Source organism: Acinetobacter sp. (assembly GCF_041919735.1).
In the GTDB taxonomy this organism is placed as follows: domain Bacteria; phylum Pseudomonadota; class Gammaproteobacteria; order Pseudomonadales; family Moraxellaceae; genus Acinetobacter.
In genome coordinates, this window is the sequence record NZ_JAYRTF010000005.1 from 130,260 (window position 1) to 152,139 (window position 21,880).

Annotated in this window: 17 protein-coding genes and 1 pseudogene; 8 read left to right on the plus strand and 10 right to left on the minus strand. The window is 49.7% G+C overall.

The features are described from left to right. Positions 1-500: 500 nt before the first annotated feature. A complete protein-coding gene (locus tag ACE3T3_RS04625) occupies positions 501-1,802 on the plus strand; it encodes an OprD family outer membrane porin (protein ID WP_374664523.1) in 1,302 nt (433 codons plus the stop codon). Between the two features lie 101 nt (positions 1,803-1,903). On the opposite strand, the gene ppa is transcribed toward ACE3T3_RS04625, so the two are convergent. Further along, on the minus strand, positions 1,904-2,440 hold the full coding sequence (gene ppa / locus ACE3T3_RS04630) for an inorganic diphosphatase (RefSeq protein WP_374664525.1): 537 nt from the start codon (positions 2,438-2,440) through the stop codon (positions 1,904-1,906). A gap of 115 nt (positions 2,441-2,555) precedes the next feature. Next, positions 2,556-2,954 carry an MAPEG family protein gene (locus ACE3T3_RS04635; RefSeq protein WP_374664527.1) on the minus strand — a complete coding sequence of 133 codons (399 nt, stop codon included), beginning with the start codon at positions 2,952-2,954 and terminating at the stop codon, positions 2,556-2,558. A 106-nt stretch (positions 2,955-3,060) separates the two neighbouring features. Here ACE3T3_RS04635 and ACE3T3_RS04640 point away from each other — a divergent pair, with 106 nt between their 5' ends. Then, positions 3,061-3,441 (plus strand): hypothetical protein, encoded by a 381-nt coding sequence (locus ACE3T3_RS04640; protein ID WP_374664529.1) that lies wholly within the window; start codon positions 3,061-3,063, stop codon positions 3,439-3,441. 74 nt (positions 3,442-3,515) lie between these two features. Here the strand turns inward: ACE3T3_RS04640 and ACE3T3_RS04645 are convergent, their stop codons facing one another. The 6 genes from ACE3T3_RS04645 to ACE3T3_RS04670 form a co-directional block, all read right to left on the minus strand. Next, positions 3,516-5,192, minus strand: coding sequence for an AMP-binding protein (locus ACE3T3_RS04645; protein ID WP_374664532.1), 1,677 nt, complete (start codon positions 5,190-5,192; stop codon positions 3,516-3,518). Positions 5,193-5,344: 152 nt separating this feature from the next. Continuing rightward, positions 5,345-7,564, minus strand: a complete 2,220-nt coding sequence (parC, locus tag ACE3T3_RS04650; RefSeq protein WP_374664534.1) for a DNA topoisomerase IV subunit A — start codon at positions 7,562-7,564, stop codon at positions 5,345-5,347. 314 nt (positions 7,565-7,878) lie between these two features. Further along, positions 7,879-9,198 carry an MFS transporter gene (locus tag ACE3T3_RS04655; RefSeq protein ID WP_374664536.1) on the minus strand — a complete coding sequence of 440 codons (1,320 nt, stop codon included), beginning with the start codon at positions 9,196-9,198 and terminating at the stop codon, positions 7,879-7,881. 154 nt (positions 9,199-9,352) lie between these two features. After that, on the minus strand, positions 9,353-9,997 hold the full coding sequence (locus ACE3T3_RS04660) for a trimeric intracellular cation channel family protein (protein WP_374664538.1): 645 nt from the start codon (positions 9,995-9,997) through the stop codon (positions 9,353-9,355). 60 nt (positions 9,998-10,057) lie between these two features. Beyond that, positions 10,058-10,537, minus strand: a complete 480-nt coding sequence (locus tag ACE3T3_RS04665; RefSeq protein ID WP_374664540.1) for a YchJ family protein — start codon at positions 10,535-10,537, stop codon at positions 10,058-10,060. A gap of 70 nt (positions 10,538-10,607) precedes the next feature. After that, a complete protein-coding gene (locus ACE3T3_RS04670) occupies positions 10,608-12,197 on the minus strand; it encodes a transporter associated domain-containing protein (RefSeq protein WP_374664542.1) in 1,590 nt (529 codons plus the stop codon). Positions 12,198-12,550: 353 nt separating this feature from the next. On the opposite strand from ACE3T3_RS04670, the gene ACE3T3_RS04675 reads away from it, so the two are divergent. Next, positions 12,551-13,171 carry a TIGR00730 family Rossman fold protein gene (locus ACE3T3_RS04675; protein ID WP_374664544.1) on the plus strand — a complete coding sequence of 207 codons (621 nt, stop codon included), beginning with the start codon at positions 12,551-12,553 and terminating at the stop codon, positions 13,169-13,171. A gap of 121 nt (positions 13,172-13,292) precedes the next feature. On the opposite strand, the gene ACE3T3_RS04680 is transcribed toward ACE3T3_RS04675, so the two are convergent. Both ACE3T3_RS04680 and ACE3T3_RS04685 read right to left on the minus strand, forming a co-directional pair. Beyond that, positions 13,293-14,261, minus strand: a complete 969-nt coding sequence (locus ACE3T3_RS04680; RefSeq protein WP_374664546.1) for a hypothetical protein — start codon at positions 14,259-14,261, stop codon at positions 13,293-13,295. Between the two features lie 166 nt (positions 14,262-14,427). Next, on the minus strand, positions 14,428-16,299 hold the full coding sequence (locus ACE3T3_RS04685; RefSeq protein WP_374664575.1) for a choice-of-anchor I family protein: 1,872 nt from the start codon (positions 16,297-16,299) through the stop codon (positions 14,428-14,430). Between the two features lie 167 nt (positions 16,300-16,466). On the opposite strand from ACE3T3_RS04685, the gene mdtD reads away from it, so the two are divergent. The 5 genes and pseudogenes from mdtD (at position 16,467) to ACE3T3_RS04710 (ending at position 21,856) form a co-directional block, all read left to right on the plus strand. Next, positions 16,467-17,858, plus strand: coding sequence for a multidrug transporter subunit MdtD (gene mdtD, locus ACE3T3_RS04690; protein WP_374664548.1), 1,392 nt, complete (start codon positions 16,467-16,469; stop codon positions 17,856-17,858). A gap of 81 nt (positions 17,859-17,939) precedes the next feature. Continuing rightward, positions 17,940-18,728 carry a GH25 family lysozyme gene (locus tag ACE3T3_RS04695; protein WP_374664549.1) on the plus strand — a complete coding sequence of 263 codons (789 nt, stop codon included), beginning with the start codon at positions 17,940-17,942 and terminating at the stop codon, positions 18,726-18,728. A gap of 164 nt (positions 18,729-18,892) precedes the next feature. Next, positions 18,893-19,948: pseudogene (gene dinB / locus ACE3T3_RS04700) on the plus strand (DNA polymerase IV). 227 nt (positions 19,949-20,175) lie between these two features. After that, complete coding sequence (shiA, locus tag ACE3T3_RS04705) at positions 20,176-21,495, plus strand: shikimate transporter (RefSeq protein ID WP_374664551.1); 1,320 nt, start codon at positions 20,176-20,178, stop codon at positions 21,493-21,495. Between the two features lie 4 nt (positions 21,496-21,499). Continuing rightward, positions 21,500-21,856, plus strand: a complete 357-nt coding sequence (locus ACE3T3_RS04710) for a RidA family protein (RefSeq protein ID WP_374664553.1) — start codon at positions 21,500-21,502, stop codon at positions 21,854-21,856. Positions 21,857-21,880: the final 24 nt, after the last annotated feature.

The following is a 21,880-nucleotide window of genomic DNA, read 5'->3' on the forward strand; positions in this document are numbered from 1 at the left end:
GTCGAATATAGCGCCGATCATCAAAACGTTGCTTCAATGCCTGCCCACCCTGATGCAGGCCCACTGGAATCATGCATACTTTTTATACGAATCAATTCATATTATTTAAAAACTTTTCACATGAATATTTAATAATTTAAGCTCACCCATCTGCAGCCGAAAGCCATTCAATTTAACCTCATCCCATTTTTCTGACGCTTTTTTCAGCATTGCGCCGGCCTTCATATAAGACTGCGCATGCCTCATCAGACCCGCAACAAAGAAGAATCAGCCCAAATCTGATTCATTACATGCAATTCAACTTATACTTTTGTTTTTACTGTAAATTAAAAAATAATTCTGTAAACACCCAATTTTTATAGCAGATTTTGTTATACGCTTTATCGAAAATATGCGTAACTTTAGTGTAATAAGCACAATAAAAATGATTTTTTTTGAAAGAAAACTTATACAATCTACACACTCTTTAACTATATATTTTTGCATGAGGCTCTATCCCAATGCTGAACTCGAAAAAGCTTACACTGGCGCTGCTTGTTAATGCAGCATTCATCACCACGGCATTTGCCAGTGAACAAAGCGAATCAAAAGGATTTGTCGAAGATGCAGAGGGTTCTGTCCTGTTCCGCACGGGTTTCATTGACCGCGATAAAAAAAATGGCAAACCCGATAACCGTTCTACAGCGCAATCGGCTATTTTTGATTTAGAATCAGGCTATACCAAAGGTGTAGTCGGTTTTGGTGTGGGCGTAGTCGGTGACGCATCGTTCAAGATCGGTGATAATAAGCATACCGGCAATAATATGATTCCACAGCACAATGATGGTTCAGCATATGACCACTGGGCCCGCGGCGGCGCCAATGTAAAAGCGCGCATCTCAAACACAGAAGTGCGTTACGGTACACAAGTATTGGACTTGCCTGTTTTGGCCAGCAATACCGGCCGCATGGTTCCTGAATATTTTGAAGGCGTATTGGCAACCAGCCGTGAAATCAACGGACTGGAATTGACAGCGGGTAAATTCACCAAAAACCAAATGTCAGAGCAGATCAATACAGATGGCAACCATTTGGACAGCGCAGTGGTTTGGGGCGCTAAATACAAGTTTAATGATGCTTTAAATGCCTCTTACTATGGCATCGACAGCAAAAATAAATTAGACCGCCACTATGTGAATGCCAACTACAAACAAGCATTGGCCAATGATGCGTCACTGACTTATGACTTCAGTGGTTATCACACTAAATTTGATAAAAATGCGGTAACTTATTCTGCTACTGGTGAGCTTCTACCTAACTACGGAACTACTGGTATTGCTGGGTCAGAAAAAACAAATAATATTTGGGCGATTTCTGGCGCTTATAACCAGGGTGCACACAATCTCATGCTGGCTTATCAGCAAAATACCGGCAATGTCGGTTACGATTATGGCCAGAATGCAGACGGTTTCCAAAGCATTTACCTGCCGAACTCATACCTGTCTGACTTTATCGGCAATCACGAAAAATCAGTTCAAGTACAGTACAACTTAGACTTCGGCAAATTAGGCGTTCCGGGCTTGAACTGGACTGCCGCGTATGTATATGGCTGGGATATCAAAGTCAACGGCACAGCTGAAGAAGGTAAAGAAAATGAATTCTTCAACCAAGTAAAATATACCGTTCAAAGCGGTTTTGCCAAAGATGCCAGCCTGCGTCTGCGCAACTCGATCTACCGTGCAAACAGTGCCTATGAAGGTGTTTATATCGGCGATACCAACGAATGGCGTATCTTCCTCGATATCCCAGTGAAATTATTTTAATTCGCAGCCTATCGAAGATAAATAAAAAACCTGCATCAACTGATGCAGGTTTTTTTATGGCTCAATCCAGCAAGCCAGACCGAGCTAAATTCCGAAAGGAATTATTTGTTCGCTTCTTGGTATGCAGCGATTGAGCTAAGCACTTCTTGCTTAGCAACTTCAGAACCTTCCCAGCCGCTGAGTTTTACCCATTTGCCAGGCTCAAGATCTTTGTAGTGCTGGAAAAAGTGTTCAATTTGGCTGATCAGCAAAGGAGGAAGATCTGTATATTCCTGAATGTCTTTGTAGATCGGCGTTAATTTGTCATGTGGAACTGCAACTAATTTTGCATCTACACCGCCATCATCTTCCATGTTCAATTTGCCTACTGGACGGCAGCGGATCACTGAACCTGGTTCTACTGGGTGCGGAGTCACAACAAGCACGTCCAGCGGGTCACCATCCAATGACAGTGTGTTTGGCACATAGCCGTAGTTTGCTGGGTAGAACATTGCAGTACCCATGAAACGGTCTACAAAAAGCGCATCCGAATCTTTGTCGATTTCGTATTTGATAGGCGCTGCATTCGCAGGAATTTCAATAATTACATAGATGTCATTTGGCGCATCTTTACCCGCAGGGATATTGCTGTAGCTCATAGCATTGCTCTTTAACAAGTTAAATCTTTTAGACCGCAACGATTATAACGGTTTTTCGAATTTTTTTGTGATTTTGCATTTCTGCATCCAATTTTCCGTCGAAAAATCCCCGGCCCTAAGAAATTTTAATAATAATCAGCATCAGGCAAACTGGGCACAGCATCGATAAAATCCAGACAATGGAACGCAACGCCGCCCAATTGGCCAAATAGCACATGCCGTAAACAATCCGCAGCGCCAGATAAGTGATGCCTAAGGTCATGACAAAAGTTTGCGGCACCACCATGTATTCCGCCATCAGCACTGCGCCAATAAACAGCGGCAGGCTTTCAAAACTGTTTTGCTGCACGGCATTGGCGCGGGCAGCCAGCCCGGTCGTATTGGCTAAAAATGCCCGGGGATTGTGATTGTCTTTTGCACTGAAGCCCGATGCTTTTTTGGCAATAAAAGTAAAAACATAAGGAAGCAGGCATGCCCCCAAAATGAGATAAATGATCCCACTGATGCTGTGCATGGGTTTTTCTCTGCATGAATTTATTAATGCTGTCCATCATAGCATGGCATTTCATGAATAAATTTTGTTAAATAGAGTGTTTTCTTTAATTGTGTATAGGTTGCATATGGCCAGTCCAGATCAAAAAGAGCTGTTCAATGTCCTGGAAAAACAGCGTCAAAATCAGCTGCGGGTTGACCGTGTTTTAAAAATCGTGATTCCGGTTACCGCATTTCTGCTGACGGTCATTTGCGCCAATATGAATGTTTGGTCGACGATTCTGACGTTCATTGCCCTATGGATCGCATTTTATGCTGTAGCCATCAAGCAGTGGCCTTTATGGCATTGGGCGATTGCCATTTTAGTGTATTGCATTATTGATAATGTGCTGAGCCACGGCGTTTTCAAGCAAAGCCAATTCAGCCTGCAGTTCGGCGCCATGTTTATTTTCCTAGGTATATTCGGTGTAGGCCGCCGCTACTTCGACCGCTGGCTGATGAAAAAATAACGTGCTGCCAATGCCCTTTTGGCATAAACGTCCAGCATAAAAAAAGCGCCTTCCGGCGCTTTTTCTGTTTCAGCTTATGCAGTTTTACGCAAATCTTTACGCAGGATTTTACCCACGTTGGATTTTGGCAGCTCATCCATAAACTCAACATAGCGTGGACGCTTGTAACCGGTTAAGTTTTCTTTGGCAAAGGCTAAAACTTCTTCAGTCGTTAAAGATGGATCTTTTTTCACGACAAATAATTTCGGCACTTCACCTGATTTTTCATCCGGCACGCCAATCGCCGCCACTTCCAGCACTTTCGGATGCTTAGAAACCACTTCTTCAATTTCAGAAGGATATACATTAAACCCTGAAACCAGAATCATATCTTTTTTACGGTCTACAATTTTGACATAGCCGCGCGGATCCATCACACCGATATCGCCGGTACGGAAGAAGCCATTGGTCATCACTTTATCGGTTTCATCCGGACGGTTCCAATAGCCTTTCATGACCTGCGGGCCGCGGATCGAGATTTCGCCTTGCTCGCCTAAAGCCACTTCATTGCCGTCATCGTCCAGAATCGCAACTTCAGTCAATGGCAATGGAATGCCGATCGTGCCGCTGAACTCCATAGAAGAAGGCGGATTCGCTGTAGCAACCGGAGAAGTTTCAGATAAGCCATACCCTTCAATGATGTTGGTGCCTGTCACTCTTTTCCAAGCTTCAGCTGTCGATGGAAGCACAGCCATGCCGCCGCCCATCGCCATCTTCATTTTGCTGTGATCCAGCTGCTTGAATTCTTCATTGTTCACTAAGGCATTGAACAGCGTGTTCACTGCCGGGAAGAATGTCGGCTGGTATTTGCGCAGCTCTTTAATGACCGCAGGCAGATCACGCGGATTCGGAATCAGCACATTGGCCTGGCCTTTATACATGCCGTACAGCGCGCACACCATGAATGCAAAAATATGATACAGCGGCAATGCGCAGAAAATGCGGTCATCCGGCTGGCCATCCTGCTTGCCGAATTTGCTTTGGAAAATGCCGTCACACTGCAACATGTTCGCCACAAGGTTGCGGTGGGTCAGTTCCGCGCCTTTTGATACGCCTGTCGTACCGCCAGTGTACTGAAGCACAGCAGTATCACTCAGGGTCATATTTGGACGCTTGTAATTGCTTGCGCTGACTTTAGACATAGCCGCATTGAAACGGATGTGGCCCGGAATATTCCACGCTGGAATTTGCTTGCGTACAGAGCGCAATACAAAATTCACTAAAGTGCCTTTCAAGGCGCCCAGCATATCGCCGACTGATGCGACAACCACATGCTTGACCGGTGTTTTGCCTAAAATCGCTTGATACACTGACGCAAAGTTTTCAACAATCACCAGCACTTCTGCGCCAGAATCGTTCAATTGATGTTCTAATTCACGCGAGGTATACAGCGGATTCACGTTCACCAGTACTAAACCTGCGCGAAAAACCCCCAAAGCCACAACAGGATACTGCAGTACGTTCGGCATCATCACCGCAACACGCGAGCCTTTTGCCAGGCCTAAACTTTGCAGATAGGTTGCAAATTTGCGGCTGGCTTCATCCAATTCACTGAATGTCAGGACTTTATCCATAAAAATAAAGGCATCACGCGAGCCGAATTTTTGAAAATTGCGTTCAAAAATATCATTCAGCGACGTATTTTCCTGCGGCAGCTCTACAGTTTCTGGAATACCTGTTTTTTGGTATTCTGCAAACCAAATTTTTTCCATAGCGCCCGATTCTCCTGTCAGTAATCCTTAATAATTCAACTGTTTTTTCTCAATATTAAGCCGCTCATTATTTAACTTGTTTGAGCTTAATATTGCATCCATTTCACGAATACTGTGCATATATAACGTATTTCGATCAATGGATGCTAGTATTATCTTTGAATGAACAGTTTATTTGCTTTTTGATATCCGCGCGGCAAAGCGGTTCCTTTCGAAGCGCGCTTGCCCATATATTTCTGCAGATCATCGCCTTTTAATTTCAGCTGCTGCTGACCCGCAACCACTTGAATTATTTCATCTAAAGCAAAAGCTACCATAGATATCAGCTGATCTTCAGCCTCCAGTTGTATCAATTTATTGCCTTTGCCTTTATTCAAAACCGGCAATTCCGCCAGATCCACCACAAGCAGGCGGCCAGCCGAACTGAGCAGCGCCAGATGCGTTGCCTGTTCAATCAGCTGCAGGGTCATCGGCTGGGCATTGTCAGACAGGCTCAAGAAGGCTTTACCCGCTTTGGCATTGGTATCCAGCTGTTTCGCCTGCGTTTTAAAGCCATAGCCTTGACTGCTGATAGCCAGCAATTCGGCATCATCTTCTGCAATCAGCACCTGTTTAAAACCGACACCGCTGGCCGGCGATAATTTTGAACTCAGCGGTTCACCGAATCCGCGCGCTGACGGCAAGGCATTGATCGGCAGCGCATAGCTGCGCCCCGAATCATCCAGCACATATACCCGCTGATTGGATTTGCCCTGCGCATGGCTCAGGTATTGGTCGCCGGCGCGGAAATTCAGATTTTCCACATCCACTTCGTGGCCTTTGGCGGAACGGATCCACCCCGCTTCTGACAGCACCACCGTCACAGGGTCGGCCGGCAGCATGTCCTGCTCATTAATCGCATGCGCTTCTTCACGGCGCACAATAGGCGAACGGCGGTCATCGCCGAATTTTTTCGCATCTTCTTTCAGTTCATTGATAATCAGCGCTTTCAGCGATTCAGGATTCGCCAGCTGTTCACGGATCACTGCGGCTTTGGCTTCCAGTTCTTCCTGCTCGCGGCGCATCTCCATTTCTTCAAGCTTGGCCAAATGGCGCAACTTGAGTTCCAAAATGGCTTCAGCCTGAATCTCATCAATGCCGAAATGTTCCATCAGCACCGGTTTCGGCTGATCTTCTTCACGGATGATGCGGATCACTTCATCAATATTCAGATAGGCAATAATCAAACCGCCTAAAATATGCAGGCGTTTCTCAATTTTATTTAAATGATACTGCAGGCGGCGCGTGACGGTATTTTTACGGATTTCAATCCATTCCAGCAAAATGCGGCGGATCGATTTCACCTGCGGACGGCCATCTGCGCCAATCATGTTCATATTGACGCGGTAGCTGGATTCCAAATCGGTGGTGGCAAACAGATGGCTCATCACCGCTTCGGCATCAATCCGGTTGGAACGCAGCACAATCACCAAACGGGTTGGGTTTTTATGATCCGATTCATCACGCAAGTCACTGACCAGCGGCAGTTTTTTGGCCTGCATCTGATCAGCAATTTGGGTAATCACTTTGGATCCCGACACCTGATACGGCAATTCGGTGATCACGATTTCATTTTTTTCAATCGTATACACTGCGCGGGTGCGGTAGCTGCCGCGGCCGGTGGTTTGAATTTTCAGCAGCTCATCCGGTGCGGTGATAATTTCCGCTTTGGTCGGCAAATCCGGCCCCGGAATATAGGCCGCGACCTGCTCATCGGTCATGGTTGGCTTGCGGATCAGGGCAATCGTGCCTTTCACTACTTCACGCAGGTTATGCGGCGGAATATCCGTCGCCATCCCCACGGCAATCCCAGTGGTGCCATTCAGCAGGATATTCGGCACGCGCGCCGGCAAATTCACCGGCTCTTTCATTGAACCGTCAAAGTTATCCTGCCAGTCACAGGTGCCCTGCCCAAGTTCCGACAGCAGCAGGTCACTGTACGGCGACAGCTTGGCTTCGGTATAGCGCATCGCCGCGAAGGATTTCGGATCATCCGGAGAACCCCAGTTGCCCTGACCTTCAATAAACGGATAGCGGTAGCTGAACGGCTGCGCCATCAACACCATGGCTTCATAGCAAGCAGAGTCGCCATGCGGATGGTATTTACCCAGCACATCACCCACCGTACGCGCCGATTTCTTCGGCTTGCCGGAAGGCTTCAGGCCCAATTCGCTCATGGCATACACAATGCGGCGCTGCACCGGCTTGAGGCCGTCGCTGATATGCGGCAATGCGCGGTCCATGATCACGTACATAGCGTAGTTGAGATAGGCTTGTTCGGTAAATTCCGCTACGGAACGGTTTTCTGTCGCATGATGCGCAAGGCTTGTCATAACAACCTGTAATCCTAATAAATTCGTTTTTGTATCTGGGTTCTTATGCTATGTCTCTGCCGGTTCATACACAAGGGCATGACCTGATGCGCAGCGACAAATCCTGTCTTATGACAGATCTAATGCCGTAAAATTATCCACTTTTTTAAAAATGAGCAACTGATTATTTTCAAATGGCCTGCAGACTACCGCCCGCCGGCCAAGCGCTGATGAAAAAATGCCAGCCGCAAAAAAGCGCAGCAGGATCATGCCTTGCTGCGCTTTGGATGAACCGATGCAAGCGAAGCTGAAAAAACAGCGATGTTGAATCCGCGCTATAAGCCCATAGACTCCAAAGTCTTGCCTTTGGTTTCTTCGCCCAGCACCACAATCACGAAAGCCACCGCCAGCAGCACTGCGGTAAACATGCTGAAGACATAGCTGAAGCCATTGTTCAGCACCATCATATGGGTCACCGCCAACGGCGCCACAATGCCGCCGATCCGGCCTATGGCCGCCGCCCAGCCCGAACCGAACGCGCGGATATTGGCCGGATACTGTTCCGGCGTGTAGGTATACAGCACGCCCCAAGCGCCTAAATTGAAGAAAGACATCAGGCAGCCGAAGATCACAATCATGCTCACAGTTTGCGCCTGGCCAAAGCAGTAAGCCGACACGGCGCAGCAGCCGATAAAGCCGGCCAGAGTAGCTTTGCGGCCCAGTTTTTCGACCAGCCAGGCCGCTGCGATATAGCCCGGCAATTGCGCCAGAATCATCACCAGCACATATTCAAAAGACTGCACAATGGTATAGCCCTGCTTCACCAGCAGGCTCGGCAGCCAAGTGAAAATGCCGTAGTAGGAATACACAATGCCAAACCAAATCAGCCACAGCATGAGGGTGCGGCGCGCAAATACGCCGGACCAGAGCTGGCCAAATGAGGTGCTTTGCTTTTCTGCCACCGGTTTCACTTCAAAAATTTCAATGACTTCCACACCGCATTTGGCTTCAATTTTTTTCACCAAAGCATGCGCTTCCTGCACCCGGCCGCGGTTAATCAAATACGGAATCGACTCCGGCACCATCTTCCAGATCACGATGGCATACAGCGCAGGCAGGCCGCCCACCAAAAAAGCCGCATGCCAGTTGTAATGCGGAATCACGAAATATGCGATCAGCGCGGCGCAGAGCCAGCCCAAACCCCAAAAGCTTTCCAGCAGCACAATAAAGCGCCCGCGCACATGCGCAGGAATATATTCACTGACCAAGGTCACCGCAACGGGCAGCTGTCCGCCCAAACCCAGGCCGACCACAAAACGGCAGGCCAGCAGCCAAGTCAGATTCGGCGCAAATGCGCAGGCTGCAGTCGCCAAGCTGTAAATCACCAACGTCGAGGCAAACACCGTTTTGCGCCCGATCCGGTCGGCCAAAGCGCCGGAGAATACCGCGCCAATGGCCATGCCGACAAAACCGATGGAGACGACCCAGCCTTTTTCCGCCGGGCTCATGGCCCAGTCCTCGGCCATTTTGGCCAGGATAAAGGAAATCAGTCCGGTATCCATGGCATCAAACATCCAGCCCAGTCCAATGACCCAAAGCAAGGTGTAGTGAAACTTGCCGATCGGCAAGCGCTGTATGCGTGAGACTAAGTCCATAATCTGATCCCTGATGAGGTGAAAGCCTGCATGCGGCGTTCACGGCAGTGATTTTATGATCTGCTCTCTGATGCAATAGGCAAGGAAAATCCGCTGAAACGGCATGCCGCGCCGGAGTTCAGCCGAATACAGCGTTTAAAGCAAGAGCAGGAATTTAAGAAGCATCTTTCGAAGAGGCGGATTGGTCATCATCATCTTTATAGATAAATTTCGGCATTTCCAAACCGAAATAAATGGCGATGCAGCGCAGTGAAAAACCGAAAATCAGGGTTGAAATGACGGTGATTTCCAGCGACAGGCCAAAATCGATGCAGAACCAGTAAAAAATGACGGCGACAAACGAAATCGAGGCATACAGCTCACGGCGGAACACCAGCGGCACATCGTTGCACAGAATGTCGCGCAGAATGCCGCCGGACACTCCAGTCAGCACGCCTGCCACGGCAGACACCACAAAGCCCTGCCCCATCTGCAGCGCAATCTGGCAGCCGATGATGGTAAAGCCGATCAGGCCCAACGCATCCAGCAGCAGGAAGATGGAGTGCAAATGCTTCATCCACTTGGCAATGATGATGGTGACAAAGGCGGCGCAGCAGGTCAGCACCAGATATTCCGGATGCTTGACCCAAGTCAGCGGATAATGCCCCAGCAGCACATCGCGCACCGAACCGCCGCCCAAAGCGGTGACGCAGGCAATCAACACTACTCCAAACCAGTCCATGCTCCGCCGTCCAGCCGACAGCGCGCCGGTCATGGCTTCTGCCGTAATTGCAATAATGTAAATAACGGTGAGTAACATTGCCCTTCATCCGCTGAGGGTAAAAGATGCGCGCTATTTTAAGGCATCTTCAGAAAAAAACTACAGATATTGCGCGCAGCACTGTTTAAATTTTTTGCCTGAGCCGCAAATGCAGGGCTGTTTCATGGTGATCTGCATCTCCGTGGTCGGATCCAGAAAAAACCACGCGCCTTGATGCTTCACAAAATGTGACACTTCATGATGCACTTGCGGTGTCTGCCCGTCCTGTTTCAGGTCTTGATAATGGGCTTTAAATTCGACCTGCGCATGGGTCTTATCCAGCTTTTCATTGGCCGACACGACTTCCAGCTGCAGCCACTGATTGGCTTTGCTCCATGCGGCAATCGCCGGCACATCCAGCGCCCCCTGCTGTCCCAGCGCTGTGGTTTGCACCAGATAATCAATTTCATGCCGCGCAAAAGCGCTGTAGCGCGAACGCATCAGCTGTTCTGCGCTTGCTGCCGCCTGCTTTCCAGCATGCAAGGGCTGGCAGCATTCGGCATAGTTCCCTAGCCCGCAGGGGCATCGCATCTCGGACATGTCGCTCTCAAATAAAAATAGCCTGCTTGATGCAGGCTATTCTAGCGGAAGATGGCGCCGGATTCAGAAGCTATCGCTCATCCTGATGCACATTATGCGCAATCGGAATGATATGCACTTTTTCAATTTTGTGGCCATCCATCGTCACCACTTCAAAAATGTGCCCATCCGCAGTGAGTTTTGCGCCATTTTCCGGCAAACGCCCCAAGTGGAACAAGATGTAGCCCGACAAGGTCGAATACTGTTCTGACTCATCCACCAAGTCGCGGTTCAGCAGCAAAGATACATGGCGGATATCAGTTGAACCGTCCAGAATCAATGAACCGTCTTCCAGGCTGGCAGCTGAGGTTTCCAACTCATCTTCATCCGGGAATTCACCGGCAATCGCTTCCAGCACATCTATCGGGGTTGCGATCCCTTCAATCGAACCGTATTCATTCAGCACCAGCGCCATTTGCAGCGGCGCCTGACGCAGCTGTTCCATCACCATCAGCACTTGCGCATTTTCATGCACAATCACCGGCTCGCGCAGATGCTTTTCAAAGTTCAGCACGCCGGTTTCAATGTATTCATTCATCACTTTATGGGTCAGCACCACGCCGGCAATATTGTCCAGCTCGCCGCGGGCAATAATTAAGCGCGAATGGGTCATGCTCAGCAGCTGGTGCTTGAGCGATGCTTCATCTTCTTCCAGATCAATCCATTCCAGCTCCGGGCGCGGCGTCATCACCGACTTCACCGGACGCTCAGATAAGCCCAGCACCCCTTGCACCATCACGCTGTGATAAGCGCCGTTGTCTTCATCAAAGACTTCATCGGCAAAGGCGCGGGTCGCCAGCACATCTTCATGCTCATCATGCTGCGCTTCCGAACTGCTCTTGCCGCCCAGCATGCGCATCACGGCAGAGGCTGTGCGGTAACGCAAATCGGTGGTGGTGACCATTTTTTCCTGATTGTGGCGCATGGTCTGGTTCAGGAATTCGATCAGCACGGAGAAGCCGATCGCCGCGTACAGATAGCCTTTCGGAATGTGGAAGCCAAAGCCTTCAACCAGCAGCGAGAAGCCGATCATCATCAGGAAGCACAGGCACAGAATCACCACGGTTGGATGGCGGCTGACGAAACTCATCAACGGCTTAGAAACCAGCAGCATGATGCCGACCGCAATCACCACGGCAATCATCATGACCGGCAATTGCTTGACCATGCCGACCGCGGTAATCACGCTGTCCAGCGAGAACACCGCATCCAAGACCACAATCTGAATGATCACCATCCAGAAGGTTGCATGCACCGGATTCTCTTCTTTCAGCATCGGCTTGTTTTCCAGGCGCTCACGCAGCTCCATGGTGCCTTTAAACAGCAGGAAGACGCCGCCGAACAGCAGAATCAAATCGCGTCCGGAAAACGCATGGCCAAAGACATGGAACAGCGGCGCAACCAGCGTCATGACCCAGGCGATTGAAGCCAGCAGCACCAAGCGGATGCACAGCGCCAGCAGCAAACCGACTTTGCGCGCTTTATCGCGCTGTTCCGGCGGCAGTTTTTCCGCAAGAATGGCGATAAAGACCAGATTGTCGATGCCCAGAACAATTTCCAGGATCACTAAGGTCAGCAAGCCGACCCATGCAGAAGGGTCAGAGATCCACTCAAAGATCATGTGTTTATCTCCTGAGCAGAATGCAGGCCTGCATGAGGGTTTAGAATCCTGAAGTCCGGACGCTTAATTTTGGAAAAATCCGAATTTAAAAAAGTGCACTTAGCAATGCCAAAGTGATTAATTTCTAAGAAATGTTTTTTTGCGGAGCGACAACAACCACTGCCCATGACGATTCATTTGTTGAAAAACAAGGATTCAGTATAGCAAGCTGGGACAGAATTTCATCTTTTTTTACCGGGCTTGCGCTGCGCTGCAAAAAATCTGCACGCAAAGAGCGCTGCTGCATCATTCTGTCATATTTTCAGACTAGGCTAGAGCCATAAAAAAGAAAATGATAAGGTGAATAAAACGACATGAATAGCGTATTAAAAATGACAGAAGCTTCAACTCTCTCCCCTTCCCGCGCAAACCGGCCGCTGATCGCCCTGTATTGCGGCTCCCGCTCAGGTAATAACCCGATTTATCAGGAAAAAGCCATCGCCTTGGCCAAAGGCATTGCCGATCAGGGCTTTGGCTTGGTCTACGGCGGCGCCAGCATTGGCTTGATGGGCCAAGTCGCAGATACCGTGCTACAGCATGGCGGTGAAGCCGTTGGCGTGATTCCTGAATTTATGCTGGATTATGAAATTGCCCACAATGGCCTGACCGAATTGCACGTGGTGCAGACCATGCATGAACGCAAAGCGCTGATGGCTGAGCGCGCCAGCGCCTTTATTGCCTTGCCGGGCGGTTTGGGTACCTTCGAGGAAATTTTGGAAATCGCCACTTGGGGCCAGTTGAATCAGCACCAGAAACCGATGATGCTGTACAACGTCAACGGCTTTTATGATGCGCTGATTGCGCAGCTGGATCATGCCGTGCTGGAAGGTTTTCTGCCGCCGCAGCACCGCGCGAAACTGATTGTCTGCAACTCCTCCAAACAGATTTTCAGCGCGCTGCGCAATCTGGATTCGCCGGAACGTTTTGTGGTTTAAGGCCACATAAAAAAGCGGGCTGATCAGCCCGCTTTTTTTGCATTGCGCATTGCAATCTGCCGCTTCTGCTGCGCATCCAGCCAGGTAGGTCAAAGCATAAGAGCGGGAAAACGCAGGCCCATTATTTGCCGGAAACCAGATGATAGAACCACGGCAAAGTTGTCGCCAGGAAAATGCTGATCACCAAGCCGAACATCAGCTTCATGGCGTCCTTGCTGACATTGCGCGAAGTTTTATATTTATTGACCTCATGCAGATGCATCGCCATGGCGAATTCGCGCCCGGCCAGCAAGCCGAGGAACACCCATGTGGTGCTCATTGGAATATTGCTCCATTCTTTAAACACCAGCAGAATGGACGCATACATAAAATCGATGATGGTCGCAGAACGGATGTCTGCAACGCCGGTTTTGGTATCAATAATGTTCTGAATCGCGCCGCCGCGCCGATACAGAATAATGCCCAGCAGCACCACAAAAACGGTAATGGCAAAAATTAAAAACCAAAATGGCACGGCGCGCGGCACGTAAACAAAAATGTTCGCCAAGTCCTGAATCAGCCATTGGCTCCACAAAAATGCCGTCGAAACCCACTGCAGCCCGACCCAAATATTGGAATGCTTTTCATTGCGGGTTTTGCTGAAGTGAACGGAAATCTGCTTAATGACAAAGCGGTAAACAATGATGGCGACAATGAATGCGACCGCATAGCCCATCATGGATTTGGTCAGCATTGAGCCTAAGCTGCTGGGAGAAAAAATCGTCAGAACCAAGAAGGTCGTGCTGACTGGAATGCCGTATTTGGTCAAAATGATCAGCAGAATCGGCGGCACCACATACAGCCACGTCACCCCATCGGCAGGAAACGGAATGGTTTCCAAACGTCCGTATGATGCGTCGCCGGTGCCGGAAGCAAACCAGCCATACAGCAGCACAGCCACTAAAATAGAGCTGACATAGAGCCACAGCAGCCACCATGGGCGGTGCGCATTGGATGAAATAAAGGTCCCCAGCGTTTGCGGCACATCATTGCCGACAATGGAGTAGGCCGCCAAACAAAAGCCAATTACCATTAAAATTTCAATTGTCATCGTATTTCAGCAACCTGAATCAAAAAATCGCACCGTCCTGCAGGCAAGACATCTTTCCAAAGTATGACCATGATATTTCATTTGCAGCCGCTGAAGCCAATCTTTATTTTCAGGCATCAAAAAAGGGAAGCAATATGCTCCCCCTTTAATCACCTTGAAATAGTCGTTATTTCAGCTTTATTTCATAAATGGCTGTCGTCCCGCTGACTTCATTGCCTACAGCCAATAAAGGTTTGCCATTTGGCGATTTGCTGGCTGCAATGAAAATCAAGCCTTCAGGGCCAAGATCTCCCTTTTCAATCAGCACTTCTTTGCCATTTTTATCCAGTACTTTCTGACCGTTTTTGTCCAGCTGCGCAGTGTCCTGTTTAAAGCTGCGGTCATTCAAATACTGTATAAATTGCGCTTTTCTTGGGTTACTGATGTCATACACCATAATGCCGCCCATACGCTCTAAGCCTATAAAGGCAAAAGTCTTCTGCCCAATTTGACCCAGCGCCAAGCCTTCAGGCTCTGGACCTTTATTATCGCTGCGGTCATCAAATAGGCTGGCTTCGTGGTTAGAGTTAAAATACGCTGGGAAAAATTCCGCCACTTTTTCTTCAAACTCACGTCCAGAATCCCAGACCAGTTTGCCTTGCGTATCCCAAATGGCAAATGAACGCCCACCCATAGCATACAGCTTGTCATAAGTCATATAGCCTTTATCATCCAGCTTGGGCGTACCGTCCGCATTCTTTTGGTAACCCATATTCCAAACAATATTTAAACGGCCCAATTGATCATCATTGCGGCAGGCTTTGGCATCCCCCAGCACCGCGCCACAGTATGCAAAAACGGTAGGATTTAAATTGGCGCCTTTGGCTAATTCCCGCAGCTGCGGCGGTAGATCATCTCCTTGGCGGCGTGAAAAACCATCTTTATGCACCAAATGCTTCACGCGGAATTCTTCGACATAGCCCTTGCTGCTGTCACCCACAGCATTAGCATCTTCTTTTAGGCTTTTGCCCCAATACAGCGGATTGTTCTCCCCCCATGCACGAGCATCACCCTCATTGGCTGTCACCAAATAGGTACTGCCTTCAAACTGGTAATTGGCAATGGCATCTGGCTGATACAAACCAACCACACCCGGCCATGCCTGAATATTGATTTTGCCGTCTGCATCACTCACATCCAATGCATTTTCAGGCAGGCCATGGTCTTTCTCACCCAATGCAAAAATATTCGTCACTTTTTGAGTACTTAAATCAACTTCAGCAATCGCATTATTTTCCTGCAAGGTCACCCATGCTGTTTTACTGTCTGCACTGATGGTCACATACTCAGGCTCCAAATCTTGCGCCACTGTTGCATTTGGCCCATAAATCCGCACACCGGACTGAATCAGTCCAGCCTTTTTCTCTGCGCTATTCCAGTCTGAGAATCCAGCAATGACTGCTTTAGGTGATTGAATATTCGAGATATCAATAATCACCACAGAACCTTCTGGATCGATTTGATAATCATCGCTTGGCTCACCTTCATTGGCCACCACCACCCATTTGCCATTAGGGCTGAAAGTCAGCATATCGGGCAATGCGCCCACATCTACTGAGCTGATCAGCGACAAATCACTGGCCTGATAAAATGCCACTTTGCCTCTATCCGTTTTATTGGCAGCCTGCACCGCAACAGCCACAACACCCTGATGTACGGCCACACTATTCACTTCAGAATTCGGCAACAGACCGTGAGTAGAAATAGCGCCAATTTTTTTGGGATGTGCAGGATCAGATGCGTCCAAAACATCCAGCTCCCCTGCTTCTGCATTCACCACAAATAAACGTTTGCTGGCAGCGTCAAAAGCAGGAATTTCTGCAGCGCTGGCGCCAAATATACCCGACTCATAGGCGCTTAAGCGCACCAGCTCTATGCTCTGCGGTGTCTGTTCTACAACAGCTGGCGGCTGTGCTGCACTGTCATCACTGCTGCTGTTGCATGCGCTTAATCCCAAGCTCAATATCGCGAGCGCTAAAGCAGAAACTTTTAAATTCATCATCTTAGTCATTATTCACATAATTTTTGACCAATGTATAAAGCTGAAATTTCAACTCGATGACCACTACGCTGCAATTCGGTTGCAGTTGATGAACTGCACGATTGCAGCACCATCCTCAGCCAATTTCAGCTAAACTGCTTGGAAATCTTCAGTTTTATCATGCCATGAACGCCACGCCTTCACATCAAGCCTTACAGCCCGAATTCAGACTTTTGGTCCTGCTGGTGTCGATCGGTTTTTTTATGCAGGGCCTGGACACCACCATCGTCAATACCGCCATCCCGTCGATGGCCGCGCATTTGAACGAAGACCCGCTGAACATGCACAGCGTCGTGGTGGCCTATGTCTTGTCTGTCGCGGCCTGCATACCGCTCAGCGGCTGGCTGGCCGACCGTTTCGGCGTGCGCAATACCTACTTTAGCGCGATCATTATTTTCACTTTGGCCTCGCTGGGCTGCGGCCAATCGGACAGCTTAAATGAGCTGCTGTTCTACCGCGTGCTGCAAGGCATGGGCGGAGCGCTGCTGCTGCCTGTCGGGCGCCTGGCCATGCTGAAAGTCATTCCGCGTACGCAATTTTTATCCGCCATGAGCCTGATGAGCCTTGCCGGCCTGATTGGCCCGCTGATTGGCCCCACACTGGGCGGCTGGCTGGTGCAAGTTGCCACATGGCACTGGATTTTTTTGATTAATCTTCCAATGGGCGCACTGGGCTGCCTGATCACCTTCAAAGCCATGCCGAATGTCACAGAAGCCGATGTGCCGCGCTTTGATTTTTTCGGCTTTCTGCTGCTGGTGATTGCCATGGCTGGCCTCTCGCTCGGCATTGAAAATTTCGCCAGCACCTCGCTGCCGCTGTACTGGAGCATCAGCTTGATCTGTGCCGGGCTGGCTGCTGCAGCGGTTTATGCCTTGCATTCGCATACCCATCAAAATGCGCTGTTCCGCAGCAAGCTGTTTAAAAACCAAATTTATGCCATTGGCATCTTGGGCAATTTTTTTGCCCGCCTTGGCGGCAATGCCATGCCGTTTTTAATGCCGCTGATGCTGCAGATCGCTTTTGGCTTTGAACCTTTTATTGCCGGCCTGCTGATGATTCCGACCGTGCTCGGTTCGTTGGCGTCCAAGCCGGTGATCCGCCCGATTATTCAGCGCTTCGGCTACCGGAAAGTGCTTTTGGTCAACACCCTGCTGGTCGGCGCCTGCATTGCCAGCTTTGCGCTCAGCTCAGCAGACACCCCGCTTTGGCTGCGCGCCCTGCACTTCTTTATTTTCGGCATGCTGAATTCGCTGCAGTTTGTCTCCATGAACACGCTGACGCTCAAAGATTTGCCGCAGCAGGATGCCAGCAGCGGCAACAGCTTCCTGTCCATGATCATGATGGTGTCCATGAGTATCGGCGTCGCGCTGGCGGGTACGCTGGTGAATGCATTCAGCGCTTATTTTGATGCCGCGCATATTGCCTCAGCCTTCCACGCCACCCTCATCTGCCTGGGCAGCATCAATATCATTACTGCAGCCATTTTCTGGCATATTCCCAAAAATACGGCGGTTTAATGTGCTGAACGCAAACTGCATAGTCTCTGAACCCGCTTCGCGCTATCATGTGAGCCTCACTTCAGCATTTCTTTTTGACCGATGAAAAAACGCAAGACCGCTGCTGCCCCGTTCAAAGCTTACCGCCGTCCAGCGCTGGGCGTGCTCGGATGCGCAGCCTTGGCGCTGCTGGCCTACGTTTTGATTATGCCGCACCGTTTTGCATCGGCAGAAGAATATCCGGTCAAAGGCTTTGATGTTTCACATCATCAGGGCGATGTGCAATGGAAAAAAATTTCACCGCAGGCCTATCAATTTGTCTATCTCAAAGCCACCGAAGGCGGCGACTTTAAAGACACCAAGTTTCAGGACAACTGGCTGCAAGCGCGTGAACAGGGGCTGAATGTCGGCGCCTATCATTTTTACCGCCTCTGCCGCGACGGCAGCATTCAGGCGCAGAATTTCATTGAAACCGTGCCGAAACGCAGCGATGCCCTGCCGCCGGTGATTGATCTGGAATATGACAGCAAATGCATCAATACCTACAGCAAAGACCAGCTGCTGAAAGAAATCCAGCTGATGCATGACCGGCTGATGCAGCACTATGGCAAACAGCCGATTTTCTATATTTCCAAATCGTTCTACAACATTGTGCTGGCTGGAGAATTCAAAAATACGCCGCTCTGGGTGCGCGAATATCAAGGCAAGCCGGAGCTGAAAAACAATCCGGAATGGCTGTTTTGGCAGCACACCAATCAAGGTCAAATCCAAGGCGTTCCCAAAGCCGTAGATTTGAATGTGTTTAACGGCACGCAAAAACAGTGGAATGCTTTTTTACTGAAAAATGGCCTGCATCTTCATCCGCCCGCTGTAGAAAAATCTGAAAAATAGTACGGCGCCAAAACGCCCTGCGGTGCGATTAGCTGCAACCTTAACAGCACGCATAGCCAATTTTACCGAGTCAGCCTGTGTCGCAGCGCCGTCACTCAACGCTATCCGCTGCATGCAGGCTATGCCATACTCTAGGCTTACAGATTTCAGATAATGCGGCTTGCATGAGAAAAATCATTCATATTGATATGGATGCCTTTTATGCATCAGTAGAATTGCGTGAACGGCCTGAACTGCGCCATGTGCCGGTGGTGGTGTCCTCCCATCATCCGCGCGCAGTGATTTGCGCCGCCTCCTATCCTGCGCGCGAGTTCGGCCTGCGTTCCGCCATGCCTATGCGCCAAGGGCTGAAACTCTGCCCGCACGTCATCATCATCGAGCCGAATTTTGAGAAATACCGCGCCGTATCAGCGCAGATTCACCAAATTTTTCAGCGCTATACCGCGCTGATTGAACCGCTGTCCTTAGATGAAGCTTACTTGAATGTCACCGACAACCTGCAGCGCATGGCCAGCGCCACTGAAGTGGCCATGCGCATCCGCGAAGACATTTTTCAGGCCACAGGATTAACCGCGTCCGCAGGGGTTGCGCCCAATAAGTTTCTGGCCAAAGTCGCCTCAGACTGGAACAAGCCCAACGGCATCTGCGTCATTAAGCCCTCAAAAGTGAAAGCGTTTATTCATGATCTGCCGCTGAAAAAAATTCCTGGCGTCGGCAAGGTGACGCAAGAAAAACTCAAGGCCATGCAGCTGGAAACCTTAGGCGATCTGCAGGAAATTGATGAAGCGGTGCTGGTGCATCATTTTGGCAAATACGGCAAGTAGCTGTTTCTCTATGCGCAGGGCATTGATGAACGGCCTGTGCAGGCCGAGCGCGAGCGCCAGCAGATTTCCAAGGAAACCACCTTTGATGATGATCTGACCTTAGCGCAGTGCCAGCCGTTCTGGCCCAATTTAATCAGCCAAGTCTGGCGCAGCCTGGAGCGCAAGCAGCTGAACGCGCGCGGCGTATCCGCCAAATTAAAGCTGAAAAATTTCCAAGTGCTGCAGCACAGCAAGCGCTTCAACACCCCGCTCAGCAGCCCCGTGGATTTAGAACAGGCGCTGCTTCAATTGCTGGAAGAAATGCGTGTGCCTGAAGATTTTCAATTTCGGCTGATCGGCATTGGCGTTTATCAGCTGGCGGCCGCGCAGGAAGAAGCGCAGCTTTCCCTGCTGTAACCTGAACCTGCTGCGCAAGTTTCGTACAAAAGAATAAAAATGAAACAAATTGCACTTCACATTCCGTAAATTTGGGGTAATCTAACTGCGCGTTGCATTTATCCATGTATGCGCCGAGATGCTGAAAATCACCTTTACTTTCAGCATAATGTCCTGTAATTGGCGTGACGATCCAATCCGAATATTGCAGGACATCTCTGCTGTCACTCATGGAACGCCATTCCTGCATGTCAAAATTTTCTCCGGCCGAATCCTCTTCTGCCCAATCCAATCTTTCCCAAGAACAGCGTGCCCGCAAAGCCGCGCTCAGCAGTTTTATCGGCGCTGTCGTTGACTGGTATGATTTCCTGCTTTACGGCATTGTTGCCGCACTGATTTTCAAAGATCAATTTTTCCCCAGCATTGGCGCCAATATGGGCACACTGGCGGCATTAGCCACTTTTGGCGTGGGTTTCTTATTCCGTCCGCTGGGCGGCATTGTGTTCGGCCATTTCGGCGATAAGCTCGGCCGGAAAAAAATGCTGGTGATGACCGTTGTGATGATGGGCCTATCCACCGTCGGCATTGGCTTGCTGCCGAACTTTGCCGCCATTGGCTGGTGGGCGCCTGTCCTCCTGGTCACGTTCCGCGCCTTGCAAGGCTTTGCCGTGGGCGGCGAATGGGGCGGCGCAGCGCTGATGGCCGTTGAAAATGCCCCCAAAGGCAAAAAAGCCTTTTACAGCAGCGGCGTTCAAATCGGCTATGGTGTAGGCTTGGTGCTGGCCACCGGCGCCGTCAGCCTCATCATTGCTGTTTTAGGCGAAGAAGCCTTTTCTGACTGGGCTTGGCGTCTGCCTTTTATTGCCAGTATCATTTTAATCGGCATTGCAATGTGGATCCGCCGCGATCAAGATGAATCGCAAGAATTCTTGGACCAAGCGGCAAAGTCTGAACCCAAAGCGCAAAAACTGCCGATTGTGCAGGCCGTCCGCCAGCATCCCAAAGCCTTCTTTTACATTATTGCGCTGCGCATGGCGGAACTGCTGACCATGTACTTGGTGACCAATTTCGCGCTGAATTACTCCACTCAAAATCTGGGCATGGACAAGCAGTTCTTTTTGAATATTACCCTCATGGTCGGCGCCGTCAGCTGTTTCAGCATTCCGTTTTTTGCCTGGCTTGCAGACCGCTTTGACCATCGAAAAATGTGCGTCATGGGTGGCCTGATCGGCGCTTTGTCTGCCTTTCCATTTTTTATGGCGCTGGATGCGCAAAATACCTGGATGATTATCATCGGCGCAATTTTATTGGCCAATGTTGCGCATGATATGGTGGTCAGCGTGCATCAGCCCATTTTCACAGAATTATTCGGCACCGAATACCGCTATAGCGGCGCGGGTGTCGGCTATCAGGTCGCCAGCATTATCGGCGGCGGCTTTACCCCATTTATTGCAGCATCGCTAGTGATTTGGGGCAAGGGTTCATGGCATTATGTCGCGGTCTATTTAGCTCTCGGCTGTTTGCTGACTGCGCTTATCGCAGCCACCATGCCGAAAACACAGGAATAAGCGCATGACTGTACAGCGGCTGCACGTAGCCCAACGTTTTTCTGAGATTGCAGTTTCAGGCAATTTAGTGCATTTGGCAGGCCAGCTTGCGAGTGATCTTGATTTAGATATCAAAGGTCAAACGCAGCAGACCTTCGATGTGATTGATCAGTTTCTGGCTGATGCCGGAACCGACAAAAGCCACATCATGTCTGTCACTATCTATCTAAAAGATATCGAAAAAGATTATGCAGCCTTCAATGAAGTCTGGGATGCTTGGGTCAGCGGCATTCAGGCCCTGCCCCGCACTTGTGTTGAAGCCAAACTGTATGATCCGCGCGTTTTGGTCGAGCTCACCGTGGTGGCCATCAAGCCTGAATAACCCCCGCCTAAATTAAAAAAAGCA